General features: G+C 55.7%; 13 protein-coding genes. 6 read left to right on the top strand and 7 right to left on the bottom strand.

Annotated elements, in window-relative coordinates; translation table 11 throughout:
* Nucleotides 1-9: 9 nt before the first annotated feature.
* The 6 genes from tig to IEY47_RS06220 all read left to right on the top strand — a co-directional run bounded on the left by tig (nucleotide 10) and on the right by IEY47_RS06220 (nucleotide 8,498).
* Nucleotides 10-1,323 (top strand): trigger factor, encoded by a 1,314-nt coding sequence (tig, locus tag IEY47_RS06245; RefSeq protein WP_188982286.1) that lies wholly within the window; start codon nucleotides 10-12, stop codon nucleotides 1,321-1,323.
* Nucleotides 1,324-1,408: 85 nt separating this feature from the next.
* Entirely contained in the window at nucleotides 1,409-2,047 is a 639-nt protein-coding gene (clpP, locus tag IEY47_RS06240) for an ATP-dependent Clp endopeptidase proteolytic subunit ClpP (RefSeq protein ID WP_188982285.1), read from the top strand.
* Nucleotides 2,048-2,246: 199 nt separating this feature from the next.
* Complete coding sequence (gene clpX / locus IEY47_RS06235) at nucleotides 2,247-3,524, top strand: ATP-dependent Clp protease ATP-binding subunit ClpX (RefSeq protein WP_188982284.1); 1,278 nt, start codon at nucleotides 2,247-2,249, stop codon at nucleotides 3,522-3,524.
* A 121-nt stretch (nucleotides 3,525-3,645) separates the two neighbouring features.
* The gene (lon, locus tag IEY47_RS06230; protein WP_188982283.1) at nucleotides 3,646-6,042 is read left to right on the top strand and encodes an endopeptidase La; all 2,397 of its coding nucleotides are present in this window, start codon (nucleotides 3,646-3,648) and stop codon (nucleotides 6,040-6,042) included.
* Nucleotides 6,043-6,174: 132 nt separating this feature from the next.
* Nucleotides 6,175-6,447: an HU family DNA-binding protein gene (locus IEY47_RS06225; RefSeq protein WP_188982282.1), complete on the top strand. Its 273-nt coding sequence runs from the start codon at nucleotides 6,175-6,177 to the stop codon at nucleotides 6,445-6,447.
* Between the two features lie 188 nt (nucleotides 6,448-6,635).
* Nucleotides 6,636-8,498 carry a SurA N-terminal domain-containing protein gene (locus IEY47_RS06220; protein WP_188982281.1) on the top strand — a complete coding sequence of 621 codons (1,863 nt, stop codon included), beginning with the start codon at nucleotides 6,636-6,638 and terminating at the stop codon, nucleotides 8,496-8,498.
* A gap of 110 nt (nucleotides 8,499-8,608) precedes the next feature.
* Here IEY47_RS06220 and fabI read toward each other — a convergent pair whose 3' ends face one another.
* The 7 genes from fabI to gloB all read right to left on the bottom strand — a co-directional run bounded on the left by fabI (nucleotide 8,609) and on the right by gloB (nucleotide 17,389).
* Nucleotides 8,609-9,406 carry an enoyl-ACP reductase FabI gene (fabI, locus tag IEY47_RS06215; protein WP_188982280.1) on the bottom strand — a complete coding sequence of 266 codons (798 nt, stop codon included), beginning with the start codon at nucleotides 9,404-9,406 and terminating at the stop codon, nucleotides 8,609-8,611.
* A gap of 14 nt (nucleotides 9,407-9,420) precedes the next feature.
* Nucleotides 9,421-11,040, bottom strand: a complete 1,620-nt coding sequence (locus tag IEY47_RS06210; protein WP_188982279.1) for an ABC transporter ATP-binding protein — start codon at nucleotides 11,038-11,040, stop codon at nucleotides 9,421-9,423.
* 1 nt (nucleotide 11,041) lies between these two features.
* Nucleotides 11,042-12,061 carry an ABC transporter permease gene (locus IEY47_RS06205; protein ID WP_188982278.1) on the bottom strand — a complete coding sequence of 340 codons (1,020 nt, stop codon included), beginning with the start codon at nucleotides 12,059-12,061 and terminating at the stop codon, nucleotides 11,042-11,044.
* A gap of 3 nt (nucleotides 12,062-12,064) precedes the next feature.
* Nucleotides 12,065-13,144: a microcin C ABC transporter permease YejB gene (locus tag IEY47_RS06200; RefSeq protein ID WP_188982277.1), complete on the bottom strand. Its 1,080-nt coding sequence runs from the start codon at nucleotides 13,142-13,144 to the stop codon at nucleotides 12,065-12,067.
* On the bottom strand, nucleotides 13,145-14,986 hold the full coding sequence (locus IEY47_RS06195; protein WP_188982276.1) for an extracellular solute-binding protein: 1,842 nt from the start codon (nucleotides 14,984-14,986) through the stop codon (nucleotides 13,145-13,147).
* 222 nt (nucleotides 14,987-15,208) lie between these two features.
* Nucleotides 15,209-16,435, bottom strand: coding sequence for a transglycosylase SLT domain-containing protein (locus tag IEY47_RS06190; protein ID WP_229779258.1), 1,227 nt, complete (start codon nucleotides 16,433-16,435; stop codon nucleotides 15,209-15,211).
* A gap of 174 nt (nucleotides 16,436-16,609) precedes the next feature.
* Nucleotides 16,610-17,389, bottom strand: coding sequence for a hydroxyacylglutathione hydrolase (gene gloB / locus IEY47_RS06185; RefSeq protein ID WP_188982333.1), 780 nt, complete (start codon nucleotides 17,387-17,389; stop codon nucleotides 16,610-16,612).
* Between the last annotated feature and the right edge of the window lie 98 nt (nucleotides 17,390-17,487).

Below are 17,487 nucleotides of genomic sequence, written 5' to 3'. Positions count from 1 at the left end.
GGATTATCCATGCAAGTTTCTGTTGAAAGCACCTCTGCTCTCGAGCGCCGGATGACGATAGGCGTCCCGGCTGAGCGCATCGAGACCGAAGTTGACAAGCGTCTGCAGCAGACAGCCCGCCGTGCCAAGATTCCAGGTTTCCGCCCCGGTAAGGTACCGATGAGCGTAATCCGCCAGCGTTATGAAGCGTCCGCTCGCCAAGAAGCGCTGGGCGACATCATTCAGGCGACCTTCTATGAAGCAGTCGTTGAGCAAAAGCTGAATCCTGCGGGCGCGCCTGCGGTAGAGCCGAAGGTGTTCGAGAAGGGCAAGGACCTCGAGTACGTTGCAACGTTCGAAGTTTTTCCCGAGTTCACGGTTTCTGGGCTAGAAGACATCGCTATCGAGCGTTTAAGTGCCGATGTTGCCGACAGCGATGTCGACAACATGCTGGAAATCCTGCGTAAGCAAAATACCCGTTTTGAGAAAGTCGATCGCGCGGCGGCTGAAGGTGATCAGCTGAACATTGATTTCGTTGGCAAGATCGATGGTGAGGCTTTTGCGGGTGGCTCTGCTACCGGTACGAGCTTGGTTCTCGGTTCGGGCCGCATGATTCCTGGGTTCGAAGACGCTCTGGTAGGCGCTAGCGCTGGTGAAGAGCGGGTCATTAACCCAACCTTCCCTGAGGATTATCAGAATCTGGATCTGGCAGGGAAAACCGCGGAATTTACCGTTACCGTTAACGAAGTTGCCGAGCCGAAGCTTCCCGAGCTGAACGAAGATTTCTTTAAGCTGTTTGGCGTCAACGAGAGCGGCGAAGAAGGCTTCCGTACCGAAGTTCGCAAGAACATGGATCGCGAGCTGCGCCAGGCCATCAAGAGCAAGGTCAAGACTCAGGTCATGGACGGACTGCTGGCCGCGAACCCCATCGAAGCGCCTAAGGCCCTGGTTGATAACGAAGTGAACCGTTTGCGCGTACAGGCTGTTCAGCAGTTCGGTGGAAACATCAAGCCCGACCAATTGCCGGCGGAACTCTTCACCGAGCAGGCCAAGCGCCGCGTGGCGTTGGGGTTGATCGTGGCGGAAGTCGTCAAGCAATTCGAGCTGAAGCCGGACGATGCACGCGTGCGTGAGCTAATCGAAGAGATGGCGTCCGCATATCAGGAGCCAGAGCAGGTCGTAGCTTGGTACCTCAAGAACGACGAGCAGATGAACGAAGTTCGCTCGGTTGTACTGGAAGAACAAGTTGTGGATACTGTTCTGCAGAAGGCCAAGGTTACCGATAAGTCGGTCTCCTACGAAGAAGCAGTCAAGCCAGCCGAGGCTCCCGCCGCAGCCGCTTGAGTCTCTTCTCTCTAGTTCGCTCATGAGCCAGCCATCGTGCTGGCTCATGCGTTTCAGATGACCATCCAAGGAGCGACCGCAGGACATGTCCCGCAATCCATTTATGCAAATGCCTGAAGTTCAAGCTGCTGGCGGCTTGGTGCCAATGGTCGTAGAGCAGTCCGCTCGCGGTGAGCGTGCCTACGACATCTATTCGCGCCTTCTGAAAGAGCGAGTGATCTTCCTTGTCGGGCAAGTGGAAGACTATATGGCCAACCTGGTCGTGGCTCAGCTGCTGTTTCTCGAGGCCGAAAATCCCGATAAGGACATTCATCTGTACATCAACTCGCCAGGCGGCTCCGTGACCGCTGGCATGTCGATCTACGACACCATGCAGTTCATCAAGCCTGACGTCTCTACGATCTGCATCGGTCAGGCGTGCAGTATGGGTGCATTGCTTCTTGCTGGCGGTGCCGCGAAGAAGCGCTATTGCCTACCGCATTCCCGAATGATGATTCACCAGCCGTTGGGCGGGTTCCAGGGGCAAGCATCCGATATCGAGATTCATGCTCGGGAAATCCTCACCATTCGTGAGCGCCTTAATAAGATTCTGGCGGACCACACTGGCCAGCCGATCGACGTCATCGCACGTGATACCGATCGCGACAATTTCATGAGCGGTGATGAAGCCGTGAAGTATGGTCTTGTTGATCAGGTACTAAGTCAGCGCCAGCTTGCCGTCTAAATCGAAGCTTTGTTCGCACGGTCGCCAGGCTTTGCGAACACGCTCTGCAACATACCGGTCGCATTTGGGTCTATCCTTCATGCGACTCACGCCTTTTTGTAGCGTTTCCCAACCTGCGATATGCGGCAATGAGCGGACTTGAAAATACCCGCGATTGCCTTCATCTTGTGGTTCAAGCTTACCCGTATTGGATTGATCGATGACTGATACCCGCAACGGCGAGGACAACGGCAAACTGCTTTATTGCTCCTTCTGCGGCAAGAGCCAGCACGAAGTACGCAAGTTGATTGCCGGCCCCTCGGTCTTCATTTGTGACGAATGCGTCGACCTGTGTAACGACATCATCCGCGAGGAGGTGCAGGAAGCGCAGGCCGAAAGCAATGCGCACAAGTTACCGGCACCCAAAGAGATCAGCACGATTCTCGATCAATACGTGATTGGCCAGGAGCGGGCGAAGAAAGTCCTGGCTGTCGCGGTGTACAACCACTACAAACGGTTGAACCAGCGTGAAAAGAAAGACGACGTCGAGCTGGGTAAAAGCAACATCCTGCTGATCGGGCCCACGGGCTCCGGTAAGACATTGCTGGCGGAAACGTTGGCAAGGCTGTTGAACGTGCCGTTCACCATTGCTGATGCAACCACGCTGACCGAGGCCGGCTACGTTGGTGAGGATGTCGAGAACATCATCCAGAAGCTGTTGCAAAAGTGCGATTACGACGTCGACAAAGCCCAGATGGGTATCGTCTATATCGATGAGATCGACAAGATTTCCCGGAAGTCCGACAACCCGTCTATCACGCGTGACGTGTCGGGTGAAGGCGTCCAGCAGGCTTTGCTGAAGCTCATCGAAGGCACGGTCGCTTCGGTGCCTCCGCAAGGTGGCCGAAAGCATCCGCAACAAGAATTTCTGCAAGTTGATACGCGTAATATCCTATTCATATGCGGTGGCGCCTTCGCGGGCCTGGAAAAAGTTATCCAGAATCGTTCCACGCGTGGTGGTATCGGTTTTAACGCGGAAGTTAGGAGCCAGGATCTTGGCAAGAAGGTAGGCGAGGCACTTCGCGAAGTGGAGCCCGATGACCTTGTGAAGTTCGGTCTCATTCCTGAGTTCGTTGGGCGTCTACCTGTCATTGCGACGCTGGATGAGCTCGATGAGGCGGCTCTGATGCAGATCCTCACCGAGCCAAAAAATGCTCTGACCAAGCAGTACGCGAAGCTCTTCGAGATGGAAGGTGTCGATCTCGAGTTCAGAGCAGATGCATTGAAGGCGGTCGCCAACAAGGCACTGGAGCGCAAAACGGGCGCACGCGGACTTCGGTCGATCCTCGAAGGCATTTTGTTAGATACGATGTATGAAATTCCGTCGCAGAACGACGTGAGCAAAGTGGTGATTGATGAGAGCGTGATCGAAGGCTCATCCAAACCACTGCTCATCTACGAGAACAGCGAGCCTGCTAAGGCAGCGCCTGACGCATGACCACGAAGGGGCCTTTAGGCCCCTTCGCCCTATCTGCGCTTGTAATTCATGTGTTCCGCCCGCATGTTGACGTTAATCCTCCTTCCGATTACGACCATTGGGTCGCTGTAGAGTCGAGATCATGAAGACAACCATCGAATTGCCACTCCTGCCACTGCGCGACGTCGTCGTCTATCCGCACATGGTGATACCGCTATTCGTTGGGCGTGAAAAGTCCATCGAAGCGCTCGAAGCTGCGATGAATGGCGACAAGCAAATCCTTTTACTCGCCCAGAAAAATGCAGCGGATGACGATCCCGGCGAGGACGCGCTCTATCGCATGGGCACGGTCGCAACCGTTCTTCAACTGCTGAAGCTTCCTGATGGCACGGTTAAGGTGTTAGTGGAGGGTGAGCAGCGCGGTGAGCTGGTGAATTTCTACGAGGCTGAAGGGCACTGCCGAGCCGACGTCCAGGTCATCGACGAGACCGACGCGGGTGAGCGTGAGAGTGAAGTTTTCACGCGCAGCCTGATGAGCCAGTTCGAGCAGTACGTTCAGCTTGGTAAGAAGATTCCTTCTGAGGTGCTGTCATCGCTCAATAGCATCGAGGAGCCTGCGCGCCTGGTTGATACGATGGCTGCGCACATGGCGCTGAAGATTGATCAGAAGCAGGGCATTCTCGAAATTACCGACTTGAGTGCACGCGTTGAGCATGTGCTCGCGCTCCTCGATGCGGAAATTGATCTTCTCCAGGTCGAAAAGCGCATCCGGGGCCGTGTCAAGAAGCAGATGGAGCGCAGTCAGCGCGAGTACTATCTGAACGAGCAGATGAAAGCCATTCAGAAAGAGCTTGGCGACATTGATGAGGGCCACAACGAAGTTGAAGAGCTGAAAAAGCGGATCGATAGCGCCGGACTCACGAAAGAGGCATACACGAAAGCGACCGCCGAACTCAACAAGTTGAAGCAGATGTCGCCGATGTCTGCCGAGGCTACGGTTGTGCGCTCCTATATCGACTGGTTGGTCAACGTACCGTGGAAAACGGAAAGCAAGGTCCGACTTGATCTCGGCAAAGCCGAGAACATCTTGGATGCGGACCATTATGGCCTTGAGGAAGTGAAGGAGCGCATTCTCGAGTATCTCGCGGTCCAGAAACGCGTGAAAAAGCTAAAAGGCCCGGTGCTTTGCTTGGTTGGTCCTCCGGGGGTCGGTAAGACATCCCTTGCCGAATCGATCGCCAGTGCGACGAATCGGAAATTTGTGCGTATGGCGCTTGGCGGGGTCCGCGACGAAGCGGAAATTCGTGGCCATCGCCGCACTTACATTGGCTCGATGCCGGGTCGATTGATTCAAAAAATGACGAAGGTGGGCGTGCGCAATCCGCTGTTCTTGCTCGATGAAATTGACAAGATGGGCAGTGACATGCGCGGGGATCCGGCCTCGGCCTTGCTTGAAGTGCTCGATCCCGAGCAGAACCACAACTTCAATGATCATTACCTGGAGGTCGACTTTGACCTTTCCGATGTGATGTTCATCTGTACCGCTAACTCGATGAACATCCCTGCGCCGTTGATGGATCGCATGGAGATCATTCGGTTGCCGGGTTACACCGAGGACGAGAAGGTGAACATTGCGGTCAAATATCTCGCGCCTAAGCAAACCGCTGCGAATGGTCTGAAGAAGGGTGAGTTGGAGTTCGAAGAAGACGCCATTCGAGACATTATTCGGTACTACACGCGCGAAGCAGGTGTGCGAGGGCTGGAGCGGCAGGTCGCCAAGGTTTGCCGTAAGGCGGTCAAGGAGCACTCGAAGCAGAAGCGCTTCCAAGTCACAGTGACGCCGGAAAATGTCGAGCATTATCTAGGCGTTCGCAAGTACCGATATGGTCTGGCCGAGCAACAAAACCAGATTGGGCAGGTCACAGGTCTTGCGTGGACGCAGGTAGGTGGCGAGCTGTTGACGATCGAAACGGCGGTGGTTCCTGGTAAAGGCCAGCTCATTAAGACGGGTTCCTTGGGCGATGTCATGGTCGAGTCGATGACTGCAGCGCAGACCGTCGTGCGAAGCCGTGCTCATAGTTTGGGTATCGCGCCTGACTTCCACGAGAAACGCGATATACATATTCATATGCCGGAAGGGGCGACACCGAAGGATGGCCCCAGCGCGGGCGTTGGAATGTGCACCGCATTGGTGTCCGCGTTGACGCAGATACCGGTCCGGGCAGATGTCGCAATGACTGGCGAAATCACTTTGCGTGGTCAGGTACTCGCAATTGGCGGACTAAAGGAAAAGTTGCTTGCTGCCCACCGCGGTGGAATCAAAACCGTGATAATTCCGGAAGAAAATGTGCGCGATCTCAAGGATATTCCGGAAAACATCAAGCAAGACTTAACGATAAAACCTGTCAAATGGATTGACGAGGTCCTCCAAATTGCGCTGCAATACGCGCCGGAGCCCTTGCCAGATGCGGCTCCCGAGATTGTCGCTAAGGAAGATAAGCGCGAGTCGGACTCCAAGGAAAGGATCAGTACGCATTAGCCGATTGGCTTCCTTGACCCACTTTTAGGGCCTTGATATAAAGCGGCCAGTGTGTTTTTTGAGCCAGCCAACGGCCAGTTTTAAGATATTTAGACACTAAGAAATAACTCAACGGAAATAAGGGGACTTAGAGTGAACAAGTCGGAATTGATCGATGCCATCGCAGCATCTGCTGATATCCCGAAAGCTGTTGCCGGCCGTGCGCTGGACGCAGTCATCGAATCCGTTACCGGTGCCCTGAAGGCCGGTGACTCCGTCGTATTGGTAGGCTTCGGCACATTCGCTGTCAAAGAGCGTGCCGCGCGTACCGGTCGTAATCCGCAGACTGGCAACCCGATCAACATCGAAGCCGCCAAGATCCCTGGTTTCAAAGCCGGTAAGGCTCTGAAGGACGCAGTAAACTAAGCGCTCTTCAGGCTACTGCCTGATGGTGGGGCTATAGTCTGACCGGACCGGCTTCATGTCGGAACGGTAACCAGATCCCACCGTGCGATATGAAAAAGGCGCATCCCAGGATGCGCCTTTTTTCTATCCAATAAGTATTCGCGTGCTTCAGCTAGCGCAGTTCAGCTATAGGCGGTTCTGGGGGACCCATGCTGCAAAATATTAGGGATAAATCCCAAGGCCTGATTGCCAAGGCAATTATTGGCTTGATCGTCATCCTGATGGCGTTCACCGGTTTCGAAGCGATCTTCAATTCGGTGAATAACGATCAGACAGCGGCCGAGGTAAATGGTGAGGAAATCACCATTCCCGAGGTTAATCAGGCAGTAGAGATGCAGCGTCGGCAACTGGCTCAGCAACTCGGTCCAAATTTCGATTCGTCGATGTTGGATGACGGCCTGTTGCGCGAAAGCGCAGTGAATGGCCTGATCGACCGCATGCTGCTTTTGCAGGGTGCCCAGGCGTCCGGATTTGCGTTTTCCGAGCAGGCGCTGGATCAACTGATTGTGCAAACGCCGGAATTCCAAGTGAACGGCGTCTTTGACCCGGCCCGCTTTGACCAGACTATCGCCCAGATGGGCTACGGTCGGCTGCAGTTCCGCGACATGCTGAAGAAAGAAATGCTGGTTGCGCAGTTGCGTGCCGGCGTATCGGGTACGAGCTTCGTGACCGAAGAAGACATCCGGGCATTCGCTGCGCTGGAACGTCAGACGCGCGACTTCGCCGTTCGAACGGTGAAAGCCACGAAAGAGGGCGTCGATGTTTCGGATGATGAGGTCAACGCGTTTTATGACAAGAACGCCTCCCGATTCATGAGCCCTGAACAGGTCGTCATTGAGTATGTAGAGCTCAAGAAACAGGCTTTCGTGGATGAAGCCGACGTTAGCGAAGACGACCTTCAAGCGCTTTATCAACGTGAAATCGCAAACCTGGCGGAGCGCCGTCGCGCGGCTCATATCCTCATCGAGGTGAATGACCAGGAGTCCGACGCTCAAGCCAAGGCGCGTATTGAAGAACTGCGCAAGCGTATTGATGCGGGTGAAGATTTCGCTGCGCTAGCCAAGGAAGCGTCCCAGGATCAGGGCTCCGCGTCCGAAGGCGGTGATCTTGGGTTCGCGGGACCGGGCGTCTACGACCCTGCGTTCGAGAAGGCGCTCTACGCACTGGATCAGAACGGCGTGTCCGAGCCTGTGAAAACCGCGTATGGCTGGCACTTGATCAAGCTTCTCGGGGTGCAATCTGCCGACGTGCCTACGTTCGAGAGTCTCAAGGCTAAGCTTACCGAGGAGCTCAAGGCTCAACAGGCGGATTCGCGTTTTCTAGAAGCAAGCAAGACACTCGAAAGCAGCGCTTTCGAATCATCTGATCTTGCTCAGCCGGCAGAAGAGATGGGGTTGAAGGTACAGACGTCCGCGCCTTTCGGCCGTGAGGGTGGCGAGGGCTTGACGGCGAATCGCCAGATTGCCCAAGCCGCGTTCAGCCAAGAAGTACTCGAAGAGCGTGCGAATAGCCAGTTGATCGAGCTCGACCCCGAGACGTCCATAGTGCTGCGGGTAAAAGAGCATTTGGTACCCAAGCAATTGCCGTTGGCAGAAGTGGCTGACCAGATCCGCTTGCAGCTATCTCAGCAGAAAGCGTCGGAGAAGGCCAAGGCGGAAGGCGAGAAATACATCGCCGATGCCCGAAATGGCGGTAGCTCGACGGGCAATGCGTCTGATTGGCAAGTCATCGAAGCGGCCAATCGCAATCAGGAGGGCGTCGACCCTGCGGTACTGCAACAGGCGTTCAGAATGGCCAAACCTGAAGATGGGCAGAATGAATACGCGGGTATCGCGCTCAACGACGGCGATTTCGCGATCATTCGGCTTGATGGCGTAAACTCACAAGCAACAGAGTTGAGTGAAGAGGACTTGGCGAATTACCGCCGATTCCTAGCGTCACGTGTCGGCCAGCAAGATTTCCTGGCATTCCGGCAACAGCTCCGTGAGCAAGCCGATATCGAGCGTCGATAAGCTCAAGGGCATGCTTTCTTCCGAAAGGTGCCCTTGCTCCAGCGGAAACGAAAACGCCGGCCCTAAGGCCGGCGTTTTCATGTGCAGCAATATTGCTGCACCCGAAGGGATCAGTCCTCGCTGAGATTACCCATTGCGGTGGTATTGAAACCGCCGTCAACGTAGAGGATCTCGCCACTAATACCGGACGCGAGATCCGAGCACAGGAACGCGCCAGCGTTACCTACCTCATCGATGGTAACGTTACGACGTAGCGGTGTTTGCGCTTCGTTCGCTGCAAGCATCTTGCGGAAGCTCTTGATGCCGGACGCCGCGAGCGTACGAATCGGACCTGCTGATACCGCGTTCACACGTGTGCCTTCCGGGCCAAGGCTCGAGGCGAGGTAGCGAACGCCCGCTTCCAAGCTTGCCTTCGCCATGCCCATGACGTTGTAGTTAGGCATGGTGCGCTCTGCGCCAAGATAGGAGAGGGTGAGCAAGCTACCGTTGCGGCCTTTCATCATGTCTCGGCCAGCCTTGGCCAGCGCAACGAAGCTGTACGCACTGATGTCGTGGGCAATCTTGAAACCGTCACGCGTCGTCACTGCGGTGAAATCGCCGTCGAGCTGATCGCCAGGAGCGAAGCCTACCGAATGGACGATGATGTCCAATCCGTCCCATTTTTTACTCAACGCATCAAAGACGGAAGCGATTTCGTCGTCATTGGCGACATCGCAAGGAAAGCACAAATCAGCGCTGGAGCCCCAGCCGGCGGCGAATTCTTCGACACGGCCCTTTAATTTTTCGTTCTGGTAGGTGAATGCCAGTTCGGCGCCTTCCCGGTGCATGGCAGCGGCGATCCCGGATGCGATGGAGAGTTTGCTGGCTACACCAACGATCAGTACCCGCTTACCGGCGAGAAAACCCATGTTCAATTCCTCTTCTAATGTAAAAACGACGGCGAGGAGGGCAGCATCGCTGCCTCCATAAGCTGTCGCGTATAGGCGTCCTTTGGGGCAGTAAATAGCGCCTCCGCAGGACCCTGTTCCACGACCACGCCTTCTTTCATCACCAACAGATGATGGCTCAGTGCGCGGACCACAGCCAAATCATGGCTGATAAATAAATAAGCGAGATTGTGCCGTGCCTGTATGCTCCGAAGCAATTCCACGACCTGTTTCTGTACCGTGCGATCCAATGCCGACGTTGGTTCATCGAGGATGATCAAGGCGGGTTTGAGCACCAGCGCGCGGGCAATGGCGATGCGTTGACGCTGTCCGCCCGAGAACTCATGCGGATACCGGTGTCGCGCCTCTGGGTCGAGACCGACCTCTTGGAGTGCGCTAATGATCGTTTGCTGCCGTTCGGCCGGTGTTCCGATCCCGTGTATGAGCAATCCTTCACCAACGATATCAGCGACGGACATGCGCGGGCTAAGGCTGCCAAAGGGATCTTGGAAGACGATCTGCATCTGACGCCGAAATGGGCGGACGTCCTTTTGCGGTAAATCCTGAAGCTCGCGCCCATCCACGCGAATGGACCCTTTGCTCTGCAAGAGGCGCAATATCGCGAGACCTAGCGTCGATTTGCCTGACCCGCTCTCGCCAACGATACCCAGTGTTTCGCCAGCCCTCAGCGTAAGGCTAATCCCGTCCACGGCTTTGATGTGTCCTGCAGTACGCTTGAGTATTCCTTTCTTGATAGGAAACCAGACCCGAAGATCACTGACCTGTAACAGCTCCCTGGACTCAGCTGATTCGACGGGGCTTCCGGAAGGCTCGGCTGCAAGCAGCTCGCACGTGTAGGGGTGCTCGGGCGCATTGAATATTCGCTGTACCGAACCCTGTTCGACAATCTTGCCCTGTTGCATCACGCAAACGCGATGCGCGATGCGCTTTACCAGGTTGAGGTCATGACTGATGAGCAGCATGGCCATGCCAAGCTGCGCCTGAAGCGATTGCAAGAGCTCTAGAATCGTTTGTTGAACGGTGACGTCGAGCGCCGTCGTTGGTTCGTCTGCGATGAGCAATTCAGGCTCATTCGCTAATGCCATTGCGATCATGACCCGCTGTCGCTGCCCGCCTGAAAGCTCGTGTGGAAAGGATTTGAGCCGTGTGTGCGGATCCGGTATCCCGACCATGCCGAGCAGTTCAATGGCGCGGTCGACAGCGGCTTTGTCTCTTAGCCCCTTATGCAGTGTCAGAATTTCCACGATTTGTTTTCCGACCGTGTGTAGCGGGTTCAGCGACGTCATCGGCTCCTGAAAGATCATGGCAATCCTATTACCCCTGATCTGCTGCAACTGGCGGTCGCTCAGGCTCAGCATGTTCTGCTTGGCGTAGGTGATAGTCCCGCTCGGATGTCGGGCCTGGGCAAAAGGCAGTAATCGCAATATGGAATGAGCGGTGACGGATTTGCCCGACCCGCTTTCCCCGACAAGCGCTAGGGTTTCGCCGCGCTTTATGTCTAGCGAAACTCGGTCGACCGCCACTATCGAGCAATCTTCGCTCGTGAACTCGATCGACAGGTCCCGGATTTCGAGCAGGTTGTCGTTCTCGGTCATGTCATTTCCTCGGGTCGAATGCATCACGCGCAGCCTCTCCGATAAACACCAGAAGCGTAAGCATTACGGACAATACGACGAATGCGCTGATTGCCAGCCACGGTGCCTGAAGGTTTTCTTTCGCCTGCGACACCAGCTCACCCAGCGAAGCCGATCCTGGCGGAAGTCCAAATCCTAGGAAATCGAGTGCTGTGAGCGTTGCGATGGTGCTGGTCAGAATGAACGGAATGAATGTCAGCGTGGACACCATCGCGTTCGGAAGAATATGGCGAAACATGAGGTGAATGTTCTTCATCCCCAGCGCACGCGCCGCGCGGACGTATTCCAGGTTGCGGCCGCGCAAGAACTCAGCGCGAACGACATCGACCAGGGTCATCCAGGAAAACAGCAGCATAATTCCCAGTAGCCACCAGAAATCGATTTGTACGAAGCCCGTTAGGATGATCAGCAAATAAAGCACTGGCAATCCGGACCAGATTTCTATCAACCGCTGGCCGAACAGATCAAGTCGTCCTCCGTAGAAGCCTTGTACCGCGCCAGCGAAAATCCCGACGACAGAGCTCAATACCGTCAGGCTCAAGGCGAACACCACGGATATCCGGAAGCCATAGATCACCCGAGCCATCACGTCGCGGGCTTGATCGTCGGTCCCTAGCCAGTTCTCCGCGGAGGGGGGAGTGGGGGCCGGCGCCGGAAGGTCGTAGTTGATCGTTGCATGGTTATAGCGGATAGGTGGCCAGATCATCAGGCCGTCTTTTTTCTCGATAAGGCCTTGGATGTAGGGGCTTTTATAATTGGCCTGGAGTGGAAACTCACCGCCGAAATCCGTTTCCGGGTATCGCTTGAATACCGGGAAAAACCACTCACCGTCATAGCGCACGGCGATCGGTTTATCGTTAGCGATCAGCTCCGCGCCAAGGCTCAATACGAAAAGCGCCAGGAATATCCATAGCGAGTACCAGCCCCGTCGGTTCGCTTTGAAACGCGCGATCCGGCGCTGATTGATTGGAGAAAGCATCATCGATCAGTGCTCCCTGCTCTCGAAGTCGATACGAGGATCGACGAGCATATACGTCAAGTCGCCGATCAATTTCACGGCAAGACCCAGCAGGGTGAACAGAAAAAGCGTTCCGAATACGACGGGGTAGTCGCGGTTCATCGCGGACTCGAAACTTAGCAGGCCCAGCCCATCAAGTGAAAAAATAACTTCGATGAGCAGCGACCCGGTGAAGAACATGCCTACGAATGCTGCGGGGAACCCTGCAATGACAATCAGCATAGCGTTGCGGTAGATGTGGCCATACAGCACGCGTCGATCGCTAAGGCCTTTCGCCCGAGCCGTCACGACATATTGTTTGCCGATTTCATCGAGGAAGCTGTTCTTGGTTAGGAGTGTCAGCGTCGCGAAGTTGCCGATGACGAGCGCCGTGATTGGCATTGCAAGGTGCCAGAAGTAGTCGCCGATCTTACCGAGTACGCTGAGCTCTTCAAAATTGCTAGACGTCAGTCCGCGTAAGGGGAACCAGTCTAAATAACTACCGCCCGCGAACAGGACGATTAATAGAATCGCGAAAAGGAATGAAGGTACGGCGTAGCCAATGACGATGGCAGTACTCGTCCAGATATCGAAAGGGGTACCGTGGCGTGTCGCCTTTGCGATACCGAGCGGAATCGAAACGAGGTACATGATCAGCGTGCTCCAGAGCCCCAATGAGAGGGAGACTGGAAGCTTTTCAAGAATTAGGTCGGTTACCTTTGCATCTCGGAAAAAACTCTCGCCGAAATCGAAGCGCAGGTAATTGCCGAGCATGAGCCAGAAGCGTTCAGGGGCCGACTTGTCGAACCCGTATTGACGCTTAATCTCCTCGATCAATTCAGGATCAAGGCCTTGGGCACCTCGATAATTACCGGTCGCCACCTCGGCGCCGCCGCCACTAATGCGCCCGGTAGCGCCTCCGACACTGTTACTCACACCCTCCATCCGCGCGATCGTTTGCTCTACTGGACCACCTGGAGCGGCCTGGATGATGATGAAGTTGATGAGCAGGATGCCCAGTAACGTCGGAATGATGAGCAGCAGGCGACGTACGACGTAAGCGAGCATTTATCGTTTCTCCTGCATGTTTTCGCCCGAAGACGGCTTCGCATCGGGTTTGACCCACCACGTCATGAGCCCGGTGCCGTTGTTGCTGTCATAAGCGGGTGGCGTTGCAGGATGCTCAAATCGATTCCAATAGGCGATGCGCCAGACGTCGGTGTGGTAATTGGGAATGACGTATTCGCCCCATAGCAATACGCGATCGAGCGCTTTCGCATGGTTGACGAGCGATTCGCGCGAGTCGGCACGCACTAAGCCTTCGACCAACGCATCAATTGCCGGGTCTTTCAGGCCAATGAAGTTGCGACTGCCAGGGTTATCCGCGCTACTCGAGTGCCAGAACTCGAGCTGCTCATTGCCGGGGGAGCTCGACTGTGACCAGATTGAAGAAGTCATGTCGAAGTCTCGTGTTCGTAAGCGGTTGATGTATTGCGAAACGTCAACGACGCGAATCTGCATGTCGATGCCCAGTTCGGACAGATTGCGCTTGAACGGCAACAGCACACGCTGCAGATTCGCCTGCGCGATAAGGAATTCGAATCTCAGCGGCGTCCCATCCGGCGAGACCATACGGTCGCTCTCGATGCGGTAACCGGCCGCCCGGAGTAGGCGGTAGGCTTCTCGCTGCTTGTCTCGAATCAAGCCGGAACCATCAGTCACGGAAGGTTTGATTACCTCACCAAATACGTCTTCCGAAATCTTGCCGCGTAATGGCTCTAGGATCTGGCGTTCCGCATCGCTTGGTTCGCCGCGGGCCGCCATGTCCGAGTTCTCGAAGAAGCTTTGCGTCCTCTTGTAAGCGCTGTAGAAAAGCTGACGATTGGTCCACTCGAAATCGAATAAGAGGGAAATCGCTCGCCTTACCCGGCGATCCTGAAACATGGGCTTGCGGATGTTAAAGACGAAAGCCTGCATCCCAACGGGGCTATGGTTTGGGAGTTCCTCCTTGACGATCCGGCCCTCGCGTAAGGCGGGGCTGTTGTATCCCGTTGCCCAATCCTTCGCCGAGTACTCGAAGTTGTAGTCGAAGTGACCGGCTTTGAACGCTTCGAGGGCCACCGACATATCGCGGTAGTAGTCCACCGTGATGACGTCGAAGTTGTACATTCCCTTGCTTACGGGGAGGTCCTTCGCCCACCAGTCCTTGACTCTTTCGAAGCGGACCGATCGCCCGGCATTGAATTCGGCAATTCGATAGGGGCCGCTCCCCAGGGGAATTTCCAGGCTGGTTTTCGTGAAGTCTCGGTTTGCCCACCAGTGTTTTGGCAACACGGCGATCTGGCCGAGGATCAATGGCAATTCACGGTTTCCCGCGTGTTTGAAATCAAACCGTATCTGGTGGGGGCCTTCAATGACGGCTTTTTCGACATCGCCGTAATAATAGCGATAGAGCGGATCGCCATGCTCTTGCAGTGCTTGGAAGCTGAATGCCACGTCCTCTGCGGTCAATGGATGACCATCATTGAAGCGAGCTTCCGGTCTCAAGTAGAAGCGAACGAAGGTGCCGTCGGGCGCTTTTTCGATCTTCTCGGCAATGAGCCCGTATTCGGTGAAGGGCTCATCTGGCGAATGATAGGTCAACGTGTCGTATAGCAGGCCGACGCGGTCTGCCGGGTTACCCTTTGGAATGAAGGGATTGAAACTGTCGAAACCGTTCATTCCAGAAAGGCGAAGCGTGCCGCCTTTTGGGGCCTCCGGGTTGACGAAGTCGAAGTGGCCGAAATCAGCAGGGTATTTCGGCGCCTCGTCATAGAGGGTAATGGCGTGTCGGGGCTCTGCGCTGAGACTGCCAGCGTAGGCAAAGACGAGCGCGCAGCCCGCTATGAGGCAATAGCGCAGGGATTTCATTGGGGAAACTCCGAAAGATCGGCCGATGTGCACGATACGACCGGCGCGAAGGCGGTCAGCGCTGGATATTGCGAGGACGGAACAGCGGCGGCCGATGAACATGGCCGGTTGTGGCGACATAACAAAAAAGGCGGGACTGGAAGGCTCAGACGTCAGTACTCATCGATAAGGCTCTGCGGGCTGGGCCGTACAGTAGCAGTTCGAATCGAGCCTGTTAATTCGTCAGTTTCGACGAACCGTGAGGATCTGGCCCGGCTGAAGCGTCCTCTTCAGCGTTGGATTCCACTTCTGCAGCGCCTTGAGTTCGACCTTGAAGCGCCGGGCGATCTGATACAGCGTGTCCCCTTTACGCACACGGTAATAGGCGACCGGGTCCTTCGGGGCGACCGTTTTGCGCAGCTGAACATCGACGTTTGTGAGGGACGCGGTTTGTACGCCCGCTGTGATGGGGCGCGCTTGGGGACGCACGCGCGCTTCGACCGTATCGGCGGGCACAGCGATCTGGGCGAGGCTTTCGGCCAGCATTTGGGCTTTGTCGGTTGGGACGAGAAGCTGCTGTGGGCCGTCCAGTGTTTGCTTCTTTTTATACGCGGGGTTGAGTTGGTACAACACGTCCTCATCGATGCCCGCGAGCGCCGCTACACGTGCAAGCTTCATACTGCGATTGACTTCGACGGTTTCGAAAAAGGGTTCGTCAGGTATCGAGTCGAGCGCAATGCCGTAGGCGTCAGGCGACATAACGAGTTCTGAAAGGGCCAACAGCTTTGGAACGTAATCTTGCGTTTCCTTGGGAAGGGGTAGATTCCAGTAGTCGGTGGGCAGGCCCAGCTTCTGGTTTCGTTCCATAGCCCGGCTAACGGTGCCTTCGCCGGCGTTGTAGGCCGCCAGGGCCAGCAGCCAATCACCGTTGAACATTTCGTGCAGATAAGTCAGGTAATTGATCGCTGCATCGGTCGATGCGGCGATATCGCGCCGTCCGTCATACGAACTGTTCTGTACGAGATTGAAGTGGCGGCCAGTCGATGGAATGAACTGCCAAAGCCCTACGGCCTGGGCCCGCGAGTAGGCGAATGGGTTGTAGGCGCTCTCGATGACCGGCAGCAGCGCCAGTTCAAGAGGCATTTTGCGCTCTTCAAGGCGTTCGACGATGTAGTGGATGTAGGGGCCGCCGTTGGTGCTGGCGCTTTCCAGAAAGGAGGGTTTGCTGACAAACCAGAGACGCTGTTGTTCGATTCGAGGATTACTGCCGGTCAAGTCCTGCAGTGCAAATCCATTGCGCATTCGATCCCAGAGATCCTTCGGTACCAGGACCTCTTCCTCGGCGTTTTTCAGCGTTTCGTCGGACAGCCAACGTGGGTCCTTTTGCACGATGCGCTTAGTGGTTTGACCTAATGGAATCGAGTCATCAGGCTGGGGCGTACTTTGGCATCCCACGAGCGCACTCAGCATCGCTGCAGCCACCGGAAGCTTAAATCTGAGTGTCCAGGCCTCCGGTTCGGATGGGGGCTGGTTGCGCTTTAGTGACATTGGACCGGCGGCGTTTTCTGCAAAAAGGCCGCGATTCTAGGGACCGCTTCGTTAAGGGGTCAAGCTAAGGCCTGTTTGCATTGGCGAAAGCGCGAATCAGAACTCATCTTTCCATGCGCGTAATGCGGCGAAGGTTTCCAGCTCACTTCCACAACGTGTGTTTCTCTGCAATTTGATTTGGTCCCGAACCGCAGCAACCTCGGCGCGAAGAAAGGGGTTGGTTTCGCGCTCAAGCGAAAGCAACGAAGGAACGGTGATGCGCGATGACGCGCGGTCGTTCTCCACTTGGCGCAGGCGTGCCGCAATCGCGTGGTTTTGCGGTTCAACCGCGGCAGCGAAGCGTAAATTACTCAGGGTGTACTCATGCGCGCAGTAGACCCGTGTGTTTTCTGGCAACGCATTGAGCTTTTGCAGGGACTCATGCATCTGTTGCGGGCTTCCCTCGAACAGTCTTCCGCACCCCGCCGCAAATAGGGTGTCGCCGGAAAATAGGACGGGTTGCTCGTCGATTAGTCCATAAAACGCGATGTGATCGAGCGTATGCCCGGGAACGGCGATCACCCGGAAAGCCTGACCGAGGACAGTGGCGTCGTCGCCTTCGCGCACATACGTGTCGATCCCCTCGATGTTTTCATTCGCAGGCCCGGTTACGGTCGCGCCGGTAAGGCGCCTGAGTTCGACAACGCCGCCCGTATGATCGCGATGGTGATGGGTCAAAAGGATGTGCTCCAGTTGATAACCCTGGTTTTCGTCCAGCCATTTCCGGACCGGCACTGCGTCACCGGGGTCCACGATCGCGCAGCGACGATGCTCCGGGTCGGTCAGAAGCCAAATGTAGTTATCGGTGAAGGCGGGCAGGGCTTGGATCTGTATCATGGGATCACTCGCGTACAGAATTGATGTCCCATGATAGACCTCCAGGTAGTGCCTGGTTTCCAACGAAATGCGAACTGGCGTACGCACCCTGACTGATG

The sequence above is a fragment of the Pseudomonas matsuisoli genome (assembly GCF_014647635.1).
GTDB lineage: Bacteria > Pseudomonadota > Gammaproteobacteria > Pseudomonadales > Pseudomonadaceae > Pseudomonas_P > Pseudomonas_P matsuisoli.
Note: the sequence above shows the minus strand (reverse complement) of the source record. Positions and strands in the feature narration are given on the sequence as shown.